This is a genomic window from Pseudomonas boreofloridensis (assembly GCF_030580795.1).
In the GTDB taxonomy this organism is placed as follows: Bacteria; Pseudomonadota; Gammaproteobacteria; order Pseudomonadales; family Pseudomonadaceae; genus Aquipseudomonas; species Aquipseudomonas boreofloridensis.
This window is the reverse complement of record NZ_JAUQOQ010000013.1, coordinates 125,301-145,297: the sequence shown is the minus strand read 5'-3', so window position 1 is coordinate 145,297 and position 19,997 is coordinate 125,301. Positions and strand designations below refer to the sequence as shown.

Sequence of the window (19,997 nt, the reverse complement as noted above, 5' to 3'; positions counted from 1 at the left end):
CCCCCCCCCCCCCCCCCCCCCCCCCCCCCCCCCCCCCCCCCCCCCCCCCCCCCCCCCCCCCCCCCCCCCCCCCCCCCCCCCCCCCCCCCCCCCCCGCCCCCCCCCCCCCCCCCCCCCCCCCCCCGCGCCTTCAAGAGAATCTTCATGAAAACAGCATGCTCGACAGCCCTGGCGCTGGTCATCGGCCTGGGCCTGATCGCCGGTGGTCCAGCCCACGCCAGCACTGACGCCCAGGCGACCGCCAAAACCCAGGCGTTCGATGTCTCGCAGTTGCCAGTCTCGACCGTGTCCCTGGGGGCTTTCCCCTACATCGCCCTGCCTGACGGCTACACCACCGGCAGCACACCGGAGGTGTCCGAGTTCGATCAGATTCCGTTCTGGACCGGCGATCGGCTGGAACCGGTGGAAGGTCGCGTCTGGTCGGCGAACATCACCAATAGCGAAGGCAAGACCTTCTCCGACCTCGAACTGGCACGCAATGTCGAAGCCGTGGTGAAGGCACTGGGCGGCCAGAAGATTTTCGACGGCACCCTGACGCGAGAAACCACTGACGCACTGCAAAACTGGCCGCGCCATTTCGCCGAGAAGTACAACAGCGGCCTGGGCGATGTCTGGAACGACCCTGCGCACGTGTTCGTCATCCATCGGGAAGATCGAGACATCTGGGTGCACCTGTGCGCTTACGCGTTCGGCGCCGGACTGTTGATCGTCGAGAGCAAACCGCTGGCGATCACTGCACGGCCGCAGCCGGCAACCCCGTGAAGAGCCTGCTGGAAACCTCCGTCTAGCACACCTGTACTAGCCCACGTGCGCTATTTCTAATGCGGTATGAGTTCGACATGATCATGCCTCTTCATATTTGTGCTGAACGGATTCCACGTCCTCAAATGACTTGCCAAATAATTGTGGCAGATGAACATCCGCTATACCGCGAGGGGATGATTGGGCTACTGAAATGCTTGCTACCGGATGCACACATCAGCCAGGCCGGAAACTTCGAACAGGTTCGGTTACTGCTCGGCAATCTGCCTTCGGCCGACATGTTGATGATCGAACTACGCCTGCCCGGCCTGGCATCCATCGCCGAACTCGCGAAGTTGCGCGAGACCACGGAAAGTTCGCTGATCATTATTGTGATGTCGGCTTTGGAAGATCCTGAACTTGTCGAACTGGTTCTGCAAACCGGAGTGAATGGATTCATCGGCAAAAGTTGCTGCGCCGAACAAGTGCGCAAAACACTCGGGGAAATCCGCAAAGGCAAGGTGGTGGTCAGTTGCCAGGCGATTGAAGCGGCCGCCTTCGACAGCGATGACCCGGTGTGCCGGCTGACCGCCCGGCAACGTGAAGTCTGGCATCTGGTCGCCCAGGGCAAGACCAACAAGGAAATTGCCGCCGCCCTGGACATCTCGCCCTACACCGTGCGCGTGCACGTATCGTCGTTGATACGCGCGCTGAACGTGCCCAATCGCGCCGTGGCCGCAGCCCGCTTCGCCGGTCTTTACGCCGGACAGCCACTGTAGAAGTCCCAGCGCCTACACGGCGCAGCGCTCGGCAGCCATCACCTTCACCTGTTCGAGCAGCACCGCGCGCAACTCCGGTGGCCGCACCGGCTTGGCCAGCACCGAGATGTTCTGGTCCTGCACCAGGGCGCGGATGCGCGCCATCTCATGGCCAGTCATGATCATCGCCGGCACCTCCCAGCCCCGTCGCTCACGGATGGCGGCGATGCACTCGGCGCCGGAAATCTTCGTGCCCAGGTCATAGTCGGCGATGATGATGTCGCACTCGGTGATCACGTTCAGGCCGTCGCTGTGGCCTTCCACCTCGCAGCCCCATTTCTCGAGCAAGGCCGAAGTCGCCATCAAGACACTGGCGTCGTCCTCCACCAGGCACACGCGCAGGCCTTGAAGGCGGCTCTGCACCGGCGCCGGACGGGCGACATCGATACGCGGCGCAATGGCTTTCAAACCTCGGACGCTGGCACAGGTACCGCGCTCGACACGCGAGTGCAAGTGTACTTGCAGGCCGATCAAGCGACTGATGCGCTGGACGATGGACAGCCCGAGGCCCAATCCCTCGACGTCTTTGTCACGCTCGTGGCGCACCCGGTAGAACTCCTTGAACACCTCAGGCAGATGCTCGGCGGCGATACCTCGGCCTTTGTCATAGATGACGATGACCAGTTCACTGCCGCGCCGCCGAACACCGATGAGCACCGGCTGACCGGCGGCATACTTCAGCGCGTTTGACACCAGGTTCTGCACCAGGGTCGTCAGCAGTCCCGGATTGACCTCGACCCAGTACCGGCAAGGCCGCAGGCGCAACTCGACCCCCGCCCAGCGCGCCGCCTCCTGGTTCTGCTTGACCACATCCTGCAACAGCGCGTCGAGGTTCACAGGCTCGGACTGAGGCTCGAGTTGGCCGTTGTCCAAGGTATAGATGTCCAGGATCGAGCGGAACAACTGCGAAACCGTGTGCAGTGAGCGGTCGATGTTATCCACCAGCCGCAACTCTTCGCGTGGCAGGTTGGCGTCGCGCAGGCAAGCGGTGAACAACCCGATGGAGTGGATCGGCTGACGCAGGTCGTGGCTGGCCTGGGCCAGGAAGCGGGATTTTTCCTGGTTGGCAACCATGGCCTCCTGGGACGCCTGGCGCGTGCGCTTGAGCAGGACATCGGCGTAGGCTGGCACCACGATGGTGGTCACCATCAACGTCAGGAACATATAAGGCTGCGAATGCCAGTAAGGGTCGAACCAGAACACCAGGACCAACGTGGCCAGCGCGATCCCGGTGGCCCAGGCCAGATAGCGCGAACCAAAGCGCATCCCGTTGCCCAGGGTGACCCACAACAGCGCGACGTAGATCGGCAACGCCGCCTCTCCGCCCAATGCCAGGGCGAAGGCGATGCCGGCGTAGTCGTGGAACATGGACAGTAGCCGGCGCCAGAAGAAATGCCCGGGCCAGCGCTTGATCGCCAGGCGCAGGAACACCGAGACGACAATGAAGGTGCTGATGTAGGCAATGATCGGCAGGTAGGTCATCGCGCGGTCCGCGTTGAATACCGCCATTGCCAGCATGTAGACGAGCGCGATACTGCTGACGATCAGCCTCAACGTGGCCTGATCGACCTCGCTTTTCACCTCGGCCATGTTCATCCCGCGCAAACCTGCACCAGTGCTATTCAACTCAAACCTCCTTGTCGAGACTCAGACCGCCAGGCGGTTTCTTCCATGGCCTTCACCTGCTCCAGCAACACTGCCCGCAGCTCCGGCGGGCGCACCGGCTTGGCCAGCACCGAGATGTCCTGGTCAGCCACCAAGGCGCGGATACGCGCCATCTCATGCCCGGTCATGATCATCGCCGGCACGTCCCAGCCGCGGCGCTCACGAATGGCAGCAATGCACTCGGCGCCGGAAATCTGGGTACCCAGATCATAGTCGGCAATGATGATGTCGCACTCGGTGATCACGTTCAGGCCATCGCTATGGCCCTCCACCTCGCAGCCCCATTTCTCCAGCAGCGCCGAGGTGGCCATCAGGACACTCGCGTCGTCTTCCACCAGACACACGCGCAGACCTTGCAGGCGGCTCTGCACCGGGGCCTGGCGTACGATCTCCTGGCCGGGGGCGATGGCCTGCAAGCCATGAATGGTTGCGCAGGTGCCATGGTCAACCCGCGAATCCAAGCGAACCTGCAGGTCGATCAACTCGCCGATACGCCTGACGATGGACAAGCCCAGGCCCAAGCCTTCCACGTCCTTGTCGCGCGCATGACGCACCCGGTAGAACTCCTTGAACACCTCGGGCAAGTGTTCGGCGGCGATCCCACGGCCTTTGTCGTAGATGACGATGGACAGGCCCTTGCCGTGGCGACGCACCCCCACCAGTACCGGCTGACCGGCGGCGTACTTGAGGGCGTTGGAGATCAGGTTCTGCACCATGGTACTCAGCAGCCCCGGATTGACGTTCACCCAGTGCTGGCAGGGCCGCAGGCGCAGCTCCACCCCCGCCCAGCGCGCCGCCTCCTGGTTCTGCTTGATCACATCCTGCAGCAGCGCGTTGAGGTTGACCGGCCCCGATTGCGGTTCGAGCTGGCCATTGTCGAGGGTGTAGATATCCAGGATCGAGCGGAACAGCTGCGAAACGGTGTGCAGCGAGCGGTCGATGTTGTCCACCAGGCGCAGTTCCTCGCGCCCCAGGTGGGCGTCGCGCAGGCAGGCGGTGAACAGGCCGATGGAGTGGATCGGCTGGCGCAGGTCGTGACTGGCCTGGGCCAGGAAGCGCGACTTTTCCTGGTTGGCGGCGATGGCTTCTTCGGAGGCGATGCGCGTGCGTTTGAGCAGAATGTGCGCGTAGGCCGGCACCACGATGGTGGTCACCATCAGCATCAGGAACATGTAGGGCTGCGAGTGCCAGAAGGGGTTGATCCAGAACACCACGACCAGCATCGACAGCGCGATCATGGTCGCCCAGGCCAGGTACTGCGAGCCGAAGCGCATGCCGTTGCCCAACGTCACCCAGAGCAGTGCCGCGTAGACCGGCAGTGCGCCCTCGCCGCCGACGCACAAGGCGAAGGAGATGCCGGCATAGTCATGGAACATGGCGAATATCCGCCGCCAGAAGAAATGCCCCGGCCGCCGTTTGATCAGCATGCGCAGAGGCACTGCCACGCTGATGAAGAACGCCATGTACCAGAGGATCGGCGCATAAGTGGCGAAGTTGCTCGATGGCAGGCAGGCCACGATGAAGATGTACAGCGATGCGCAGGTACTGACCGTCAGGCGCAGCGTGGCCTGGTCGAGTTCGCTGTTTTTCTCGGTCATGTTATCTGCACCTCTGCGCGCGTCTGGGCGCGGTTGAATTTGAACCCTGGGTCAAGGTTTGCGTTACTATGCGCCCACTCGGGCGTCGGATGGGTCTGAAACATGTCGTGCAGAATCATAGTGGCGGATGACCACCCGCTGTTTCGCGAGGGCATGCTGCGGACGTTGGAACGGCTCCTGCCTGGCGCGCAGATCGAACAGGCCGGCAACCTGGATGAAGTACTGACCCTGGCCCGCCACGGCGGCGAAATCGATTCGTTAGTGCTCGACCTGCGGTTTCCGGGCCTCACGTCACTGTCGGTCATCGGCCAACTGCGCCAGGAATTCAAGCGCACCTCCATCATCGTGGTGTCCATGGTCGATGACCTGGACGTCATTTCCCAGGTCATCGGCCAAGGCGCCGATGGCTTCATCGGCAAGAATGTCGACCCTGCCGGTATCGCCGAGGCCATCATGGCCATTCGCGAGGGCGAAGTGGTGGTCCGCTACAACCCGGAAAACCCGATCCTGGACCCCAGTCTTTCCAACCTCACCGCCCGGCAAAAACAGGTGCTTGGCCTGATCGCCGCCGGCAAGACCAACAAAGAGATCGCCAAGGAACTGGGTATTTCGCCGTTCACCGTGCGCATTCATGTCTCCACGCTGCTCAAGACACTGGGCGTGCCCACTCGGGCGGCAGCGGCGGCTCAATTCAGCAACTTTCCAGTTACCGGTAGTTGGACCCTGGAGCGTTGAAATTTTTAAGTTGGTGAGCTGACTCAGCAGCGGTTAGTACAGTTACCTGGCAATGAATAGCAACCAGTCGCCAGTATAAACACTCCACTTCTGCGCGCCGTTAGTACAGGTGTGCTATAGCCGAGAAAGAGCAGCAGGCATACCCTCTGCCGGCACTTTCACTCATTGAAAAGGCTGCTCTAGTTCACACTTCGGCGTCGCGTTGTGGGCACCTGTGTGTCTCGATTCGATAGCCGTCAACTTCCACTGGAACAGCCGCGACCTTTTACAGGTGACGCTATGGCTCGCACACATAAACAATTCATGCACATCGGATTGGCTGTATGCCTGATGACCGGTGCTCTCGCCGGCTGCAGCAGCTCAGGCCAGTTCGTCAACCCACTCGACTCGGGTTCACAGAAGTACAACGTGGCCTACCTGAAGCAGACGTTGATCCCCGGCAAGACCACCAAGTCCCAGGTGCAACAACTGTTCGGCACGCCCGCAGAGGAATCACTGGACGCCTCCAGCCGCAGCAATGGTTCGAACTGGACGTACAACAAGAGCGACGAGGGTCTGGACAAGTACATGGCCCTGGCCCACAAGTATGTGTCCACCGAAAACAGCCTGAAGATGTACAACGCTTCTGCGCAGGTTTCCAAGGCGCAGGGCGTGATGAGCGACGTGGGTAGCGTCACCGGGATGAACAAGCCCTCCAGCCAAGCCCAAGGCTCTCGGCTGGTCATCTATTTTGTGGATGACGTGATGGATCACTACCAGTTGTACTGATCAAGGTAGGGCGCGGTGGCGCGCCCTGCTGGAGGCAGGTCGAGCACATCGCCGGGCAGGGACGCCCGACATAGCCTCTGCAAGCGCCATCAGGCAAGCAATGGCAAAAACGAAAAAGCCCGCCATATAGGCGGGCTGTTTCTTGTCCTCATCACACTGAAGCAGAACTTTTTCTCGCTTCATTCAGCTCCCACTACCTCAGGAACCGCTGTGAATATGGTGGGTCGTGTAGGATTCGAACCTACGACCAATTGGTTAAAAGCCAACTGCTCTACCAACTGAGCTAACGACCCGGAAAATGGTCGGGGTGAGGGGATTCGAACTCCTGACATCCTGCTCCCAAAGCAGGCGCGCTACCGGACTGCGCTACACCCCGAAATTGGCTCCGCGACCTGGACTCGAACCAGGGACCCAATGATTAACAGTCATTTGCTCTACCGACTGAGCTATCGCGGAACTGCACTTCGTACAACCTTACAACTGCGAAGCTTGTGTTAGCTTCGATCTCTTTAGCGTTGTCGCTGCTGAGGCCGGCTATTCTACATTCTTCGTTTTGCTTGTCAACCACTTTTTTTCACCCAACTTACTGATTTGTAAGTTGTTTTCAGATCACCTGTACCGCCGTTGATCTGGGTAGTGCCTGACAGCGGTGCGAATATTAGGCGTACCGTTTTCATTGTGCAAGCATTTTTTTCAAAATTTTCAGCGAGTTAGCACGGAGCGAGAAAAATCAGGGATTTGCGCACCTCGCCCCTGCACGGTGACAAGAAAAAGCCCCGCGGATGCGGGGCTTCTCTGCCACGTGAAGACTCAGGCGAAGACGATCTCGTCGCCCTCCACCTGCGCCGTGATCGCCGCACCTGGCACAAACTGGCCCGCGAGGATCAATTGCGCCAGCGGGTTCTCGATCCAGCGCTGGATCGCGCGTTTCAGCGGGCGCGCGCCATACACCGGGTCGTAACCCACCGCGATCAACTTGTCCAAGGCCTCGGGGCTGAGGTTCAAGGCCAGCTCGCGTTCGGCCAGACGACCGCGCAGACGGCCAAGCTGGATCTCGGTGATACCGGCGATCTGCTCGCGGCCCAGCGGCTCGAACACCACCACTTCGTCGATACGGTTGATGAACTCCGGCCGGAAGTGCGCGCCCACGGCATCCATCACGGCTGCACGCTGGGCCTCGCGGTCGCCGACCAGTTCCTGGATCTGCGCCGAGCCCAGGTTCGAGGTCATCACGATCACCGTGTTGCGAAAATCCACGGTACGGCCGTGGCTGTCGGTCAGACGGCCATCTTCCAGCACCTGCAGCAACACGTTGAACACGTCCGGGTGGGCCTTCTCCACTTCGTCGAGCAGCACCACCGAGTAGGGTTTGCGCCGCACGGCCTCGGTCAGGTACCCGCCCTCTTCATAACCCACGTAGCCCGGCGGAGCACCGATCAGCCGCGCGACCGAATGCTTCTCCATGAACTCGGACATGTCGATGCGCACCATGGCCTCTTCGGTGTCGAACAGGAACTCGGCCAGCGCCTTGCACAGCTCGGTCTTGCCCACACCGGTGGGGCCGAGGAACAGGAACGAACCGCTGGGCCGGTTGGGGTCGGACAACCCGGCGCGCGAGCGGCGCACCGCATTGGCCACGGCGGTCACCGCCTCGTTCTGGCCGATCACCCGCTCGTGCAGCAGGCTTTCCATCTTCAGCAGCTTGTCGCGCTCGCCTTCGAGCATTTTCGACACCGGAATGCCGGTCCACTTGGAGACCACCTCGGCGATTTCCTCCTCGGTGACCTTGTTGCGCAGCAGTTGGTTATCGGTCTTGCCATGCTGGTCGACCATCTGCAGGCTGCGCTCCAGGTCCGGGATCACCCCATACTGCAGTTCGGCCATGCGGCTCAGGTCGCCCTTGCGCCGGGCCGCTTCGAGTTCCTGGCGGGCCTGTTCGATCTTCTGCTGGATCTGCGCCGAACCCTGCACCTCGGCCTTCTCCGACGCCCAGATCTCTTCCAGGTCGGAGTACTCGCGCTCCAGACGGGCGATTTCCTCGGTGAGCTTCTCCAGACGCTTCTTCGCCGCGTCGTCCTCTTCCTTCTTCAGCGCCTGGGATTCCACCTTGAGCTGGATCAGGCGACGGTCGAGACGGTCGAGCACTTCGGGTTTGGAGTCGATCTCCATGCGAATGCGGCTGGCGGCTTCGTCGATCAGGTCGATGGCTTTGTCGGGCAGTTGACGATCAGTGATGTAGCGGTGGCTGAGCTTGGCCGCCGCGATGATCGCGCCGTCGGTGATCGCCACCTTGTGATGCACCTCGTAGCGCTCCTTGAGGCCACGCAGGATGGCAATGGTGTCTTCCTCGCTCGGCTCCTCGACCAGCACCTTCTGGAAGCGTCGCTCCAGCGCCGCGTCCTTCTCGATGAACTGGCGATACTCGTTGAGGGTGGTCGCGCCCACGCAGTGCAGCTCGCCGCGCGCCAGCGCCGGCTTGAGCATGTTGCCTGCGTCCATGGCGCCCTCGCCCTTGCCAGCGCCGACCATGGTGTGCAGTTCGTCGATGAACAGGATGACCTGGCCGTCCTGCTTGGACAGCTCGTTGAGCAGCCCCTTGAGGCGCTCCTCGAACTCGCCGCGGTACTTGGCGCCGGCGATCAGCGCGCCCATGTCCAGGGCCAGCAGACGCTTGCCCTTGAGCCCATCGGGCACTTCGCCGTTGATGATGCGCTGGGCCAGGCCTTCGGCGATGGCGGTCTTGCCCACGCCGGGTTCGCCGATCAGCACCGGGTTGTTCTTGGTACGGCGCTGCAACACCTGCACGGTGCGGCGGATTTCGTCGTCACGGCCGATCACCGGGTCGAGCTTGCCTTCCTCGGCGCGCTTGGTCAGGTCGACGGTGTATTTGTCCAGCGCCTGGCGCGATTCCTCGACGTTGGCGTCGTTGACCGCCGCGCCGCCGCGCAGGTTGTTGATGGCGTTTTCCAGGGCCTTCTTGCTCACGCCCTGGCCGAGCAGCAACTTGCCGACCTTGCTGTTCTCGTCCATGGCGGCGAGCAACACCAGCTCGCTGGAAATGAACTGGTCGCCCTTCTGCTGGGCCAGGCGGTCGGCCTGGTTGAGCAGGCGCGCCAGGTCCTGGGACATGTTCACGTCGCCGGTGGGATTCTGGATCTTGGGCAGTTGGTCGAGCTCTTTGGTCAACGCCTTGCGCAGGCTGTTGACGTCAAAGCCAACCTGCATCAGCAGCGGCTTGATCGAGCCGCCCTGCTGCTCGATCAGGGCCTGCAGCAGGTGCACAGGTTCGATGGCCGGGTGGTCCATGCCCACGGCCAGGGATTGGGAGTCGGATAACGCCAGTTGCAGCTTGCTGGTCAGTCGGTCTATTCGCATGGGGGATACCTTCCTTAAAAAGGGCAGGCGGAGCGATAAACAGCACCCGTTAAGAAGAACCTGCCGGAGATGACCCATACATAGGGCCAATTCTGGAAGATTCAAGCTTAGCGGGGTTGACCAGGATCAGTGTGGGCAAGGTGCGGACCGTGACAGGAGGGGCGCTTGGCCGCCCCTCCCGAAGACTTCAGCGCACCCCGCTCTGGCGCAGGGCGGCGGGCTGGAAATCGGCCTTGTTGGCAGTGAAGGTGAAGTCATAGGACTTCTTCTCTTCGTTCTTCATGCCCAGGGCCAGGTAGCGCCCCGACTGCAGGTCGTAGATGGCTTCGAGGGTGTACCACGGTACCTGGTTGTTGTAGTACGGCTGGGCGAAGGCTTCCGATACGCGCCACAGTTGCCCACGACCGTCGTACTGGTCGATCACCGCGGCCTGCCAGGTGTCCTCGTCGATGTAGAAGTCGCGCTTGGCGTAGATGTGCTTCTGACCCGGCTTCAAGGTCGCGACCACGTGCCACACCCGACGCAGCTCGTAACGCGCCAGGTCCTGGTTGATATGACCGGCCTTGATGATGTCCGCGTACTTGAGCTTGGGATCGTCGAGCTTGAACGCGTTGGAGGCGATGTACATCTCTTTCTTGCCTTCGAGCTTCCAGTCGTAGCGGTCAGGCGCGCCGTTGTACATGTCCAGGTTATCGGAGGTACGCAGGCCGTCGGCGGCGGTACCCGGTCCGTCGTAGGACACCTGCGGCGCCATGCGCACGCGACGCTGGCCGGCGTTGTAGATCCACGCCTTGCGCGGCTCCTTGACCTGGTCGAGGGTCTCATGCACCAGCAGCACGGTCCCGGCCAGACGCGCGGGCGCGGTCACTTCCTGCTTGAAATAGAACAGCACGTTGCCCGGGTTGTTCGGGTCGTAGTCCTTCATCTTGTCGCGGAACACGAACTGGTCGCTGAAGTACACCAGGCTGTAGGAGCCGTTCTGCTGCGGCGTGGCCTGGGTCACCAGGCGTGCCACGCTGCCACCGCGATAACGGGTGATGTGGTTCCACACCACCTCGACACCGCTCTTGGGAATCGGGAACGGCACCGCGCCGCGGAAGTTGTTCAGGCCGTTGCCACCCTCCACCAGGGTGGCGTTGATGGCGTTGGCCTTGATGTCGGCGAACACCGAATCCGGCACGGTGGCACCGCGATGGGTCTTGTACACCGGCAGTTTGTAGGTATCCGGGTAGCGCTTGAGCATCGCCAACTGGCCAGGGGCGAGCTTGTCCTTGTACTGCTCGGCATTGGCCGCGGTGATGGTGAACAGCGGCTTCTCGCTGGCGTACGGGTCGGCCAGGAAGCCGCGCCCATCGACGCTGCCGGCATTCTTGCCCAGCGGCTCCCAAGGGCCGATGGAGCCATCGGCGTTGCCGGCCTTCTCGGCGCCCATGGGGGTGAGCGTGGACCCGAGCTTGGCCGCTTCGTCGGCGGACACCGCCGCCATGACACTGCCCGCCAGCAGGGACACACCCAGCACACCGGCCTTGAGCAGACTTGTGGTCATCGTCATCGTCGTCATCCTGAATCTGAGTGCTTAGAAGTTCACGCCGAAGCTGAGGGCGACGAAGTCGCGGTCATCCACGGTGCTGTACTTGCCGTCGAAGAAGTTGGTGTAGGACAGGCTCGCCGTGTAGGTGTTCTGGTACTCGGCGTCCACGCCCAGGCTGATCGCCTTGCGCCCTTCCTCGAAGTTGCCGCCCGGACCCGGCGAGTAGCCGGACACGTCATGGGACCAGGCCACGTTGGGCTTGAGGTTGACCCCGGCGAACACGTCGTTGTAGTCCCAGATCACCCGGGCGCGGTAGCCCCAGGACGTGCTGGTGGTGTAGCCGTCGTTCTCGCACTTGCGGTTCAGGTTGGCGGTGGAGGCCCCAGCACCGGCGCCGGCGATGGTGCTGGCGTTGAGCGCCTGGCAGGTATTGGCGCCGCCGGTGGCCGGCAGCGGCCCTGGGCCGAACACCGGGTCGCGACCGTAGCGGGTGTCGTAGGCACTCTCCAGGCCGCCCACATGGGTCACGCCCAACTCGCCGACCACGGTCATGCGGCTGGCGCCCATCACCTGATCGAAGAAGTGCGTCAGGGTGGTCTGGAACTGGGTGATCTCCTTGCGCTGGTAGCCGTGCAGGTCCTGGCCAGGCGTGCCGTTGAGCAGCGAGGCGTTGGCCAGCGCGCCGCCCAGCGGGCGTACGCCGGCGAACAGGATGTCGGTGGTGTTCAACTGCACCGGGGCGTTGGGCCGGTAGCTGATCTCGCCGCTCCAGGCCGTGCCGGTGGGCAAGGTGGTGGAGAAGCTCAGGCCGTACAGGCGAATGTCCTCGGGGTACTCGACGAAGTACTTCGAGTTGCCGGCGACGATCAACGGCGCCAGCGGACGCAGGCTGGCCGGCAGCGACGGGATGGCGGCGAACACGCCCGGCGGTGCACCGGTGGCGCTGAATATGGGCGCGCGGCTGTGGTAGTTCATGAAGTAGGCGCCGAACTCGGTGTCCAACGGCTCGAACATGTAGCGCATGGCCACGCCGAACTGGCCGCTGTCGCGCGCGTCGCGGTCACCGCCACGGCGCACCATCACCCCTTCCTGGTTGATGTTCACGCCCCGCGTGGCGAGGAACTGCTGGGCGGCGGCCGGCACCGTGCGGCTGCTGTTGAGCACGCGCAGGTTGTCGTTGCAGCCGTCGGAGATGATGTCCGGCTGGGAGAAGAAGGTGCCGCAGTTATCGGTGACGGTCTGGTCCCATTCGAGCTGGTAGAAGGCTTCGGCCGACAGGTTGTCGGTCAGGCTCTGGGACACGTAGAACATGTTGACCGGGATCAGGCCTTCCTTGATCTCGGCGCCAGGGCGGCGGAAGGCAGCGACGTCGATCGGGTTGATCGAGTTGATGCCACCGCCGATGAAGGTGCTCTCGCCCCAGCTCACCACTTGCTTGCCCAGGCGCACGGAGCCGGGCATGTCGCCGATGGAGTAGTTGTGATAGACAAACGCGTCGAGCAGTTGCGCACCCGAGGACTTCGCCCCGGACTTGCGCCCTGAATCGCTGATGTTCTTGAACTCGCGGTTTTCGTCCTTGAGCTCGAAGTCGTACCAGTACTTGCCGCGCACGAACACGCCGGTGTCGCCGTACTTGAGCTCGAGGTCGTGGATGCCCTTGAAGATCTTGGAGAACGTCTCGCCCTTCTTGAAGTTCAAGTGACCGTCGTCGGAGGTCTGCGACAGCCCCTTGCCGCCATTGTTGACGCCGATCAGGTTGCGGTTGGGGTTGGCCGTGGACCAACTGGCCCCAACGGAGAGCGACGAATCGAACTGACCTTCGATTTCCCCGATGTTGAAACTCACAGCGAAAGCAGGACTGGCCAGCGTGGAAGCGAGACTGACGGCCAAGGGCAGCTTGGCCCGACGCCAGAGCGGGTTTGCAGATGTCATCGACGCTACTCCATGTACATTTTTGTTATGGCAACGAGTGCTTGCAGAAACGACCCCGGCACCTGAACGGCAGATGCACCGGCAGGCGGCGCGCAGGGCGTGCCCCTCCCCATTCCTGACAATCCCCTGAACCGACTATAGCCAGCGCCCGACAACGCTTGATCCCTCTAAAGTGTGATTTGCGTCGTGTCGCCGGCGGCAATTGCAATTTGCCACCGTGTTCGCTGGCCGTGCTGAAGCATGGCTGAAATTCCGCGTTTGACAAGCCGCGATGGCTCTAGCTCGCCGACCGGACTGTCTGGCTCGATCGTTACAAGGTCGACAGGAAGGCGCTGTTGCTGGCCTGCCACTGACCGATCTCCACGCGGATGCGCTTCTTGTCCAGTTTGCCGACGCTGGTCTTGGGAATTTCAGTAACAACGGCGATCTGGCTAGGGATGGCCCACTTGTTGATGTGCCCCAGCTCGACGAACGGCTTGAGGTGTTCCTTGAGCGCCTTGGCGTCCAGTTGTCGATCCGGGTGCACCACCAGCAGCGCGAACGGCCGCTCGCCCCACTGCGGGTCGGGCACGCCGACCACCGCCACCTCGCGCACCGCCTCGTGACGGCTGATCAGGTCTTCCAGGTCCAGGGACGAGAGCCATTCGCCGCCGGTCTTGATCACGTCCTTGATACGGTCGCGGATGTCGATGAAGCCCATGCTGTCGAGGGTGGCCACGTCGCCGGTGTGCAGCCAACCGCCGCGCCACAGCTCGGCGCTCTTGTCCGCCTCGTGGTAATAGCCCTGGGTCAGCCACGGCGCGCGCAGCACCAGCTCGCCCTGGGACTCGCCGTCGTTGGGCAGGAAGCGGCCGTGTTCGTCGATGATCGCCGCCTCCACCATCGGCACCGGCACCCCCGCCTTGATGCGGTAGCTGACGCGCTCGTCCTCGCTGCCGGCCAGCAGTTCGTCGTTCAGGTGCGCACAGGAAATCAGCGGGCAGGTCTCGGACATGCCATAGGCCGCCGTGAGCTGAATGCTACGGGCCTGCGCGGCCTGGTACAGGGCGCGGTTGAGCGCGCTGCCGCCGATGATGATTTTCCAGCCTCCGAAGTCCTGGCCCTTGGCCGTGGGGCAGTTGAGCAGCATCTGCAGGATGGTCGGCACGCAGTGGGAGAACGTGACCTGTTCCTCGCGCCACAGCCGAATCAGCATGTCCGGCTCATAGCGTCCGGGATACACCTGCTTGATGCCCATCAGCGTGGCCACGTAGGGAATGCCCCAGGCGTGCACGTGGAACATCGGCGTGATCGGCATGTACACATCGCTGCTGCTGAGCAGGCGCACGCTGTCGTCGCCGCCGAGCACCGCCGCTTCGGCCAGGGTGTGCAGCACCAGTTGGCGGTGGGTGAAGTACACGCCCTTGGGGTTGCCCGTGGTGCCGGTGGTGTAGAAGGTGGTGGCCACCGAGTTTTCGTCGAAGTCGGGGAAGTCGTAGCGAGGGCTGGCGCCGGCGAGCAGCTGCTCGTATTCGCCGACCAGGTTCGGCAGCTCGGCGCTGCGCTCGGGGCCGTCGGTGATCAGCAGGGTCTTGTCGACCGTGGTCAATTGCCCGGCGATGCCCTGGTAGAGCGCGACGAAATCGCTGTTGACCAGCACGAAGCGGTCTTCGGCATGGTTCATGGTGTAGAGGATCTGCTCCGGCGACAGGCGCACATTGATGGTATGCACCACCGCGCCGATCATCGGGATGGCGAACATGCATTCGAGGTAGCGATGGCTGTCCCAGTCCATCACCGCCACGGTGTCGCCGGCCTTGACCCCAGCCTCGGTGAGCACGTTGGCCAGCCGCGCGATGCGCTCGCCCAGCTCGCGGTAGCTCAGGCGCACCTGGTCGCGGTAGACGATCTCGCGGGTTTTCTCGTAGCGCCCGCCCGACAGCAGCAAGCGCTTGATCAACAACGGATAGGCGTAGGCGCCCTCGGTGGGTTCGAGAATTCGGGTCTGCAGCATGATTGTCCCTTTTCTGAAAATGCGTGCCGAAGTGTCAAGGCGCTACTGTAGAGCGGCCGGGCGCCGGTCAAATCAGCCGAAGGAATGATTCGCACCCTGCGCGCGGCAGGTTCGTGGGTAACACACTTTGACGCATCAACCGCTTGACTCTACCTCCAAGGGCATACCTTAGCCTCGATGACTCCTTAATGACGTGGAGTCGAAATGAGCAAGCGTATCCTGGTGGTTTTGGGCCACCCCTCCTCCGACAGCTTCTGCGCCGCCCTGGGCCAGACCTATGTCCAGGCCGCCAGCGAAGCCGGTCACGAGGTGCGAATCCTCGACCTGCCGGCCCTGGCGTTCGACCCGGTGCTGCACGAAGGCTACCGGCAGATCCAGCCGCTGGAGCCGGACCTGCGTCAGGCCCAGGAGCAGATCCTCTGGGCCGAGCACCTGGTCTTCGTCTATCCCATCTGGTGGGGCGGCATTCCAGCGCTGCTCAAGGGCTTCTTCGACCGTGTGTTCCTGCCCGGCTTTGCCTTCAAGTACCGCAAGGACTCGGCCTTCCCGGAGCAATTGCTCAAGGGCCGCACCGCGCACCTGCTGGTGACCATGGACACGCCGCCCTGGTACTACCGGTGGGTCTACCGCATGCCCGGCCTGCACCAGATGCGCAAGACCACCCTGGCGTTCTGCGGCATCAAGCCCACCCGCACCCTGACCTTCGGCCCGATCCTCGGTTCGACCGACATTCAGCGCCAGAACTGGTTGGATCGCGTGCGCCGCACCGCCGCCGGCTGAAGCGACGAAGCGACGACCGGGCACTGTGATCAACTTCACAGTTTCCAATCCTTGTGTAAGATAGCGCGCCCTAACCCCCCTACCTCGCGTGGCCGCCCGAATTGCCGGTGGCCGCACGCGGTTGCGCGCTTTTACCAAGGAAGGAACACCCCATGTACATCGGAAAAGTCGCCCAATTGTCGGGCACCACGGTCAAGTGCATCCGCCACTACGAAAAGATCGGCCTGCTCCCCGAGGCCCAGCGCGAAGGCAAGTACCGGGTCTACAGCCAGCAGAGCGTGGAGTTGGTGAGCTTCATCAAGTGCGCCCAGCAACTGGGGTTCAAGCTCAAGGAAATGCAGGCGATCTTCCAGAACTACAGGGGCCAGGACATTCCCTGGGACCTGGCCCAGCGCGCCATCGCCGAAAAGAAGCAGGAACTGCGCGCGCAGATCGAGCACCTGCAAAGCCTGCACGACGGCCTCGAGGCCTTCGAGGGCAGCGTGCAGGAAGCCCGCGAGCAGTGCCATTTCGAGCAGGCCCGCACGGCGAACCCGCTCGCCGTGCCCGGCTGAACGTACCTGTATCGACTGTTACGCCAGTTCTGCGCGAGCACCCGACTCGCCGCCGAGCGCTGAAGGCTGTTCGACCCGTGGCTTGATCGTGGCGAAGAACCACGGCGAGATCAGCGTCACCAGCAGCAGCGTGCTGATGCCACTGGACGACAGTGCCAACGCCACCAGCGTGCCGAGGTCGATGATCGGCTTGTAGTCGGAGAAGAACAGCGCCATGAAGCCACCGGAGAAGATCGCCACGTTGACCAGCGTCGAGCGACCGATGCCTTCCATCGCGCCGAGCAGCGCCTCGTCCACCGTCGCGCCCTCTTCGATGAGAAACTTCATGCGCGACAACAGGTGCACGGCATAGTCCACCACCCCGACCACCAGGAAGGTCACCAGCGTGGTGCCGATGTTCAGCTCGATGTCCAGCAAGTACATGGCGCCGTAGACGATCACCGAGGTGGTCAGCAAGGTCAGCATGCCGAGCAGGCCCAGGCGCACCGAGCGCAGCCAGCCCATCATCATCAGCGTCACCACCAGCAGCGCCAGGGTGAAGCTGAGCATCTGGCCCTGGGTGATTTCCTTGAGTACGCCGGTCCAGATGTAGGCGGTGCCGGCATGGGTCACCTGCAGATGCGCCGGCTTGTTCTGGCTGACCCAGGCATCGAGGCGGTCGAGCAGCGCCTGGTAGTCGCCGGCCACCGAGCTGGTCATGGTGTAGAGCGTCACCGCCTTGGAGTAGTCGGCATTGAGCACGTTGCGCAGGTCCGAGCCGCCGCCGTTCTCGAACAGCATCACGTGCTGCTCGATCAGCGCATTGCCGTCCACCTCGAAGCGCTCCGGGCGGCCCTGTTCGTCGAAGCCCTTGACCTCCTCGCGCACCTGCGGCACCCGCAGGAACGTCGGGTCCATGTCGTTGAGCACCAGGTTCATGCGCTTGATGTAGGTGGCCAGCGAGTAGGTGTAGCTGACGTGCGGCTGCTCGCGCAGGAACTGGTCGAGGCGGTCGAGGAACTGCACCACCTCGGTGTCGAGCATGCCGCGCGGGGCCTTGCTGTCGAAGGCGATCCAGCCCGGTGCGGTGCCGGCCACCCGGGCGCGGTTGATGAACGCGTCGGCGGTGCGCACCGCGCTGTCCGGTTCGAAGTAGGCGATGCCCGAATCTTCGATGTCCACCTTGAAGGTCAGTACCGCCATCACCGCCACCAGCGGCAGGGTGATCAACAAGGCGGGCCGGCGTCGTGGAATCAGCCAGGCGCAGCAGCGCACCAGCGCGGTGGACAGCGGCGACGGCTTCTCCACGGCGGCCTCGCACGGCACGTGATTCTTGCCCCAGACGAAGATCCACGCCGGAATCAGCAGCAACGAGATGATCAGCGCTGCCGTCAGGCCAATGGACATGAACAGGCCAAAGTTGCCGATGCTGACGATGTTGTTGGTGGTGGAAATGACGAAGGTGGCGATGGTGGTCGCGGTGGTCAACACCACCGGCACCATCATCAGGCGCATGGTCTGCCGCCCGGCTTCGCGGTAGGGTTTGCCGGCCTTGAGCTGCTCGTAGTACTCGGCCATGACGTGGATCGCGTCAGCGCAAGAAATGGTGAACAGAAACACCGGCAGCACACTGGTCAGCAGGTCGAACGGCACCTTGAACAGGGCCATCAGCCCCACCGTCCAGATGGTGCAGAACAGGATGTTGAACAGCGGCAGCAACACCCCCAGCGGCCGGCGGAAGAAGAAGATCAACAGCAGCGTCACCAGCACGAACACCGCCGGGAACAGCACCGCCATGTCGTGATCGATGATTTCCTGCTGCGCCGCGATGAAGATCGGCATGCCGGCGATGAACACCTCGCCGCGCAGTTGCGGATGGGCCTGCTGGTAGTCGGCGAGCATCTGCCGCACCAGGTGATAAGCGCGCAACTGCGCCTGGGCATCGTCCTGCTTGGTGCCCAGCTCGGTGACCACCAGGGCGACGCGCTTGTCCGGCGACACCAGGCCGCCGACCAGCAGTTCGTTGTCCATCACCAGCGCCTCGACGGCACGCGGGTCCATGTCGCTGGCATTGAGGGTCTTGTGGATCCACAGCTGGCCGTCGCTGGCCAGGCTGATGTTCTCGGTGTCGGCGATCGACGCCATCTCCTTCACCGGGTTGACCCGCTCGGCGAGAAAACGCAAAAACTGCTGGTCGTGGCTGTCCCAGGCATTGGCCTGGGCATGGTCGCGCAGGCGCATCAGGTCGCCCTGGTCGCGCTGGGCGAAGCCCTCGGTCAGCACCTTGTGCGCCAGCGCCTGGGCCTGCGTGTCACCGGGATGGCGACCGAGCACCTCGCGCAGGGTGTCGCGGTCCTGATCGTTGGCCAGCATCAGTTGGCGCATCGAGCGGGAAATGGCGAACACGGCATTGAGGGTTTCGCGGTTGAACACCCCGTCCGGGTCGGTGAAGGCGATCATCACCGAGTCGTAGGTGCCACTGAACTCCTTTTGCAGATCGAGAATGGTCTTGCGCGCCGGGTGATCTTCCTTGAGCAGATAGGGGTTGGTATCGGCGATCACCGCGCCGAGGTAATAGGCGAAGCCAGCGGTGATGGCCACCAGCACGAAGACGATGGCGCGGGCGTTGCGCTCGACCAGGTCGAGGTAACGCTCCATCAGACGGCTGCCCAGGCTCATCGTGCCGACACCCGGAAGTCAGGCGTGTCGCCGGCTTTCAAGCCGCGGCGGATCGAGGTCTGGGTGAACAGCCGGTCGTCGAGCTCGACGTTGTACTGCAGCTTGTTGAAGCGCAGTTGCGAGCGGGTGCCATTGACCAGGTGCTGCACCTCGCTGAGCAGGATGCTGTCCACCCCGTCGATGGTCTCGACTTTGCGCGTGTACAGTTGCTTGGTCATCACCCCGCGCACATCGAAGTAGTCCTGGCGCATCACCAGGTGGTTCTGCTTGTCGATCCACACCTGCAGGCGGTCGTAGCCGGTCTTGGCCAGCACCTGCTCGGACGCCGGACGGCGTTCGATCACATAGCACTCGCGGCCTTCGATGACCTCCTCGCCGACCAGCGTCTGGCGGTAATCGTCGACGCGGATCTTGTCGAGATCGGCGTAGGAGAAATCGCTGCCCATGAACGAGCCGCGCTTGTCGGTGGTGGAGATCCGGCGGGTCTGGCGGCTGACCGGCAGGTACATCCACTGGCTGTCTTCCAGGCCCAGCGCCTCGCGCGGGTTTTCGATGTGGAAGGCGACATCGCGTACATCGCTCGGGCTTTCGAAGTGCATGGTGAATTTGTCGCTGTCGGCATAATCCTTTTGCAGGTAGGCGAACTCGCGCACGCGCGTATTGCCCTGCTTGTCCACCAGGATCAGCGATACCTGGGACATGAAGCTCTTGCCGTCGTCCCGGTCGCGGGCCTGGCGCAGGATGTCGTCGGCGCTGGGCGCGGCCAGGGCACCGGTGCTGGCCAGCAGCGCAGCGGCCAGGGTGAAGCCTTTGATCGAAGGCAGCATGGGGAAGTCCTTTTGAGTGTTG

The 19,997-nt window shown here is 62.9% G+C and carries 14 protein-coding genes and 3 tRNA genes; 6 read left to right on the top strand and 11 right to left on the bottom strand.

All coding sequences use genetic code 11. The features are described from left to right. The first annotated feature begins 144 nt into the window (after positions 1-144). Both Q6A47_RS16570 and Q6A47_RS16565 read left to right on the top strand, forming a co-directional pair. Positions 145-762 (top strand): hypothetical protein, encoded by a 618-nt coding sequence (locus tag Q6A47_RS16570; RefSeq protein WP_304484831.1) that lies wholly within the window; start codon positions 145-147, stop codon positions 760-762. A gap of 77 nt (positions 763-839) precedes the next feature. Continuing rightward, positions 840-1,520 carry a LuxR C-terminal-related transcriptional regulator gene (locus Q6A47_RS16565; protein ID WP_369811529.1) on the top strand — a complete coding sequence of 227 codons (681 nt, stop codon included), beginning with the start codon at positions 840-842 and terminating at the stop codon, positions 1,518-1,520. A gap of 12 nt (positions 1,521-1,532) precedes the next feature. On the opposite strand, the gene Q6A47_RS16560 is transcribed toward Q6A47_RS16565, so the two are convergent. Further along, positions 1,533-3,149 carry an ATP-binding response regulator gene (locus tag Q6A47_RS16560; protein ID WP_304484836.1) on the bottom strand — a complete coding sequence of 539 codons (1,617 nt, stop codon included), beginning with the start codon at positions 3,147-3,149 and terminating at the stop codon, positions 1,533-1,535. Between the two features lie 32 nt (positions 3,150-3,181). After that, on the bottom strand, positions 3,182-4,822 hold the full coding sequence (locus Q6A47_RS16555) for an ATP-binding response regulator (protein ID WP_304484830.1): 1,641 nt from the start codon (positions 4,820-4,822) through the stop codon (positions 3,182-3,184). A gap of 102 nt (positions 4,823-4,924) precedes the next feature. On the opposite strand from Q6A47_RS16555, the gene Q6A47_RS16550 reads away from it, so the two are divergent. Together Q6A47_RS16550 and Q6A47_RS16545 are read left to right on the top strand one after the other, a co-directional pair. Continuing rightward, complete coding sequence (locus tag Q6A47_RS16550; protein ID WP_029614242.1) at positions 4,925-5,557, top strand: response regulator; 633 nt, start codon at positions 4,925-4,927, stop codon at positions 5,555-5,557. A 330-nt stretch (positions 5,558-5,887) separates the two neighbouring features. Continuing rightward, positions 5,888-6,325: a hypothetical protein gene (locus tag Q6A47_RS16545; RefSeq protein ID WP_304484829.1), complete on the top strand. Its 438-nt coding sequence runs from the start codon at positions 5,888-5,890 to the stop codon at positions 6,323-6,325. Between the two features lie 217 nt (positions 6,326-6,542). Here the strand turns inward: Q6A47_RS16545 and Q6A47_RS16540 are convergent. From Q6A47_RS16540 to Q6A47_RS16510, 7 genes are all read right to left on the bottom strand, one after another. After that, a tRNA-Lys gene (locus Q6A47_RS16540) sits at positions 6,543-6,618 on the bottom strand. A gap of 6 nt (positions 6,619-6,624) precedes the next feature. Next, a tRNA-Pro gene (locus tag Q6A47_RS16535) sits at positions 6,625-6,701 on the bottom strand. A gap of 4 nt (positions 6,702-6,705) precedes the next feature. After that, a tRNA-Asn gene (locus Q6A47_RS16530) sits at positions 6,706-6,781 on the bottom strand. Between the two features lie 354 nt (positions 6,782-7,135). Beyond that, entirely contained in the window at positions 7,136-9,700 is a 2,565-nt protein-coding gene (gene clpB / locus Q6A47_RS16525; protein WP_116889136.1) for an ATP-dependent chaperone ClpB, read from the bottom strand. Between the two features lie 187 nt (positions 9,701-9,887). Then, positions 9,888-11,252, bottom strand: coding sequence for a DUF1329 domain-containing protein (locus Q6A47_RS16520; RefSeq protein ID WP_304484828.1), 1,365 nt, complete (start codon positions 11,250-11,252; stop codon positions 9,888-9,890). 24 nt (positions 11,253-11,276) lie between these two features. Continuing rightward, positions 11,277-13,163 carry a DUF1302 domain-containing protein gene (locus Q6A47_RS16515; protein WP_039580155.1) on the bottom strand — a complete coding sequence of 629 codons (1,887 nt, stop codon included), beginning with the start codon at positions 13,161-13,163 and terminating at the stop codon, positions 11,277-11,279. A gap of 310 nt (positions 13,164-13,473) precedes the next feature. After that, complete coding sequence (locus tag Q6A47_RS16510) at positions 13,474-15,156, bottom strand: fatty acid--CoA ligase (protein WP_304484827.1); 1,683 nt, start codon at positions 15,154-15,156, stop codon at positions 13,474-13,476. A 204-nt stretch (positions 15,157-15,360) separates the two neighbouring features. On the opposite strand from Q6A47_RS16510, the gene Q6A47_RS16505 reads away from it, so the two are divergent. After that, complete coding sequence (locus Q6A47_RS16505) at positions 15,361-15,936, top strand: NAD(P)H-dependent oxidoreductase (protein ID WP_295481150.1); 576 nt, start codon at positions 15,361-15,363, stop codon at positions 15,934-15,936. Positions 15,937-16,088: 152 nt separating this feature from the next. Next, complete coding sequence (locus Q6A47_RS16500) at positions 16,089-16,490, top strand: MerR family transcriptional regulator (RefSeq protein ID WP_029614239.1); 402 nt, start codon at positions 16,089-16,091, stop codon at positions 16,488-16,490. Between the two features lie 18 nt (positions 16,491-16,508). On the opposite strand, the gene Q6A47_RS16495 is transcribed toward Q6A47_RS16500, so the two are convergent. Beyond that, complete coding sequence (locus Q6A47_RS16495; RefSeq protein ID WP_369811531.1) at positions 16,509-19,127, bottom strand: efflux RND transporter permease subunit; 2,619 nt, start codon at positions 19,125-19,127, stop codon at positions 16,509-16,511. A gap of 17 nt (positions 19,128-19,144) precedes the next feature. Beyond that, positions 19,145-19,975 (bottom strand): outer membrane lipoprotein-sorting protein, encoded by an 831-nt coding sequence (locus Q6A47_RS16490; protein WP_304484825.1) that lies wholly within the window; start codon positions 19,973-19,975, stop codon positions 19,145-19,147. Between the last annotated feature and the right edge of the window lie 22 nt (positions 19,976-19,997).

Excerpts from the sequence above, each read along its gene's own strand:
- Q6A47_RS16490 (WP_304484825.1), bottom strand. The coding sequence starts at position 19,975 with ATGCTGCCTTCGATCAAAGGCTTCACCCTGGCCGCTGCGCTGCTGGCC.
- Q6A47_RS16500 (WP_029614239.1), top strand. The coding sequence starts at position 16,089 with ATGTACATCGGAAAAGTCGCCCAATTGTCGGGCACCACGGTCAAGTGC.
- Q6A47_RS16560 (WP_304484836.1), bottom strand. The coding sequence starts at position 3,149 with ATGGCCGAGGTGAAAAGCGAGGTCGATCAGGCCACGTTGAGGCTGATC.
- clpB (WP_116889136.1), bottom strand. The coding sequence starts at position 9,700 with ATGCGAATAGACCGACTGACCAGCAAGCTGCAACTGGCGTTATCCGAC.
- Q6A47_RS16565 (WP_369811529.1), top strand. The coding sequence starts at position 840 with ATGATCATGCCTCTTCATATTTGTGCTGAACGGATTCCACGTCCTCAA.
- Q6A47_RS16550 (WP_029614242.1), top strand. The coding sequence starts at position 4,925 with ATGTCGTGCAGAATCATAGTGGCGGATGACCACCCGCTGTTTCGCGAG.
- Q6A47_RS16545 (WP_304484829.1), top strand. The coding sequence starts at position 5,888 with ATGACCGGTGCTCTCGCCGGCTGCAGCAGCTCAGGCCAGTTCGTCAAC.
- Q6A47_RS16510 (WP_304484827.1), bottom strand. The coding sequence starts at position 15,156 with ATGCTGCAGACCCGAATTCTCGAACCCACCGAGGGCGCCTACGCCTAT.
- Q6A47_RS16505 (WP_295481150.1), top strand. The coding sequence starts at position 15,361 with ATGAGCAAGCGTATCCTGGTGGTTTTGGGCCACCCCTCCTCCGACAGC.
- Q6A47_RS16495 (WP_369811531.1), bottom strand. The coding sequence starts at position 19,127 with ATGGAGCGTTACCTCGACCTGGTCGAGCGCAACGCCCGCGCCATCGTC.
- Q6A47_RS16555 (WP_304484830.1), bottom strand. The coding sequence starts at position 4,822 with ATGACCGAGAAAAACAGCGAACTCGACCAGGCCACGCTGCGCCTGACG.
- Q6A47_RS16520 (WP_304484828.1), bottom strand. The coding sequence starts at position 11,252 with ATGACGATGACCACAAGTCTGCTCAAGGCCGGTGTGCTGGGTGTGTCC.
- Q6A47_RS16515 (WP_039580155.1), bottom strand. The coding sequence starts at position 13,163 with ATGACATCTGCAAACCCGCTCTGGCGTCGGGCCAAGCTGCCCTTGGCC.
- Q6A47_RS16570 (WP_304484831.1), top strand. The coding sequence starts at position 145 with ATGAAAACAGCATGCTCGACAGCCCTGGCGCTGGTCATCGGCCTGGGC.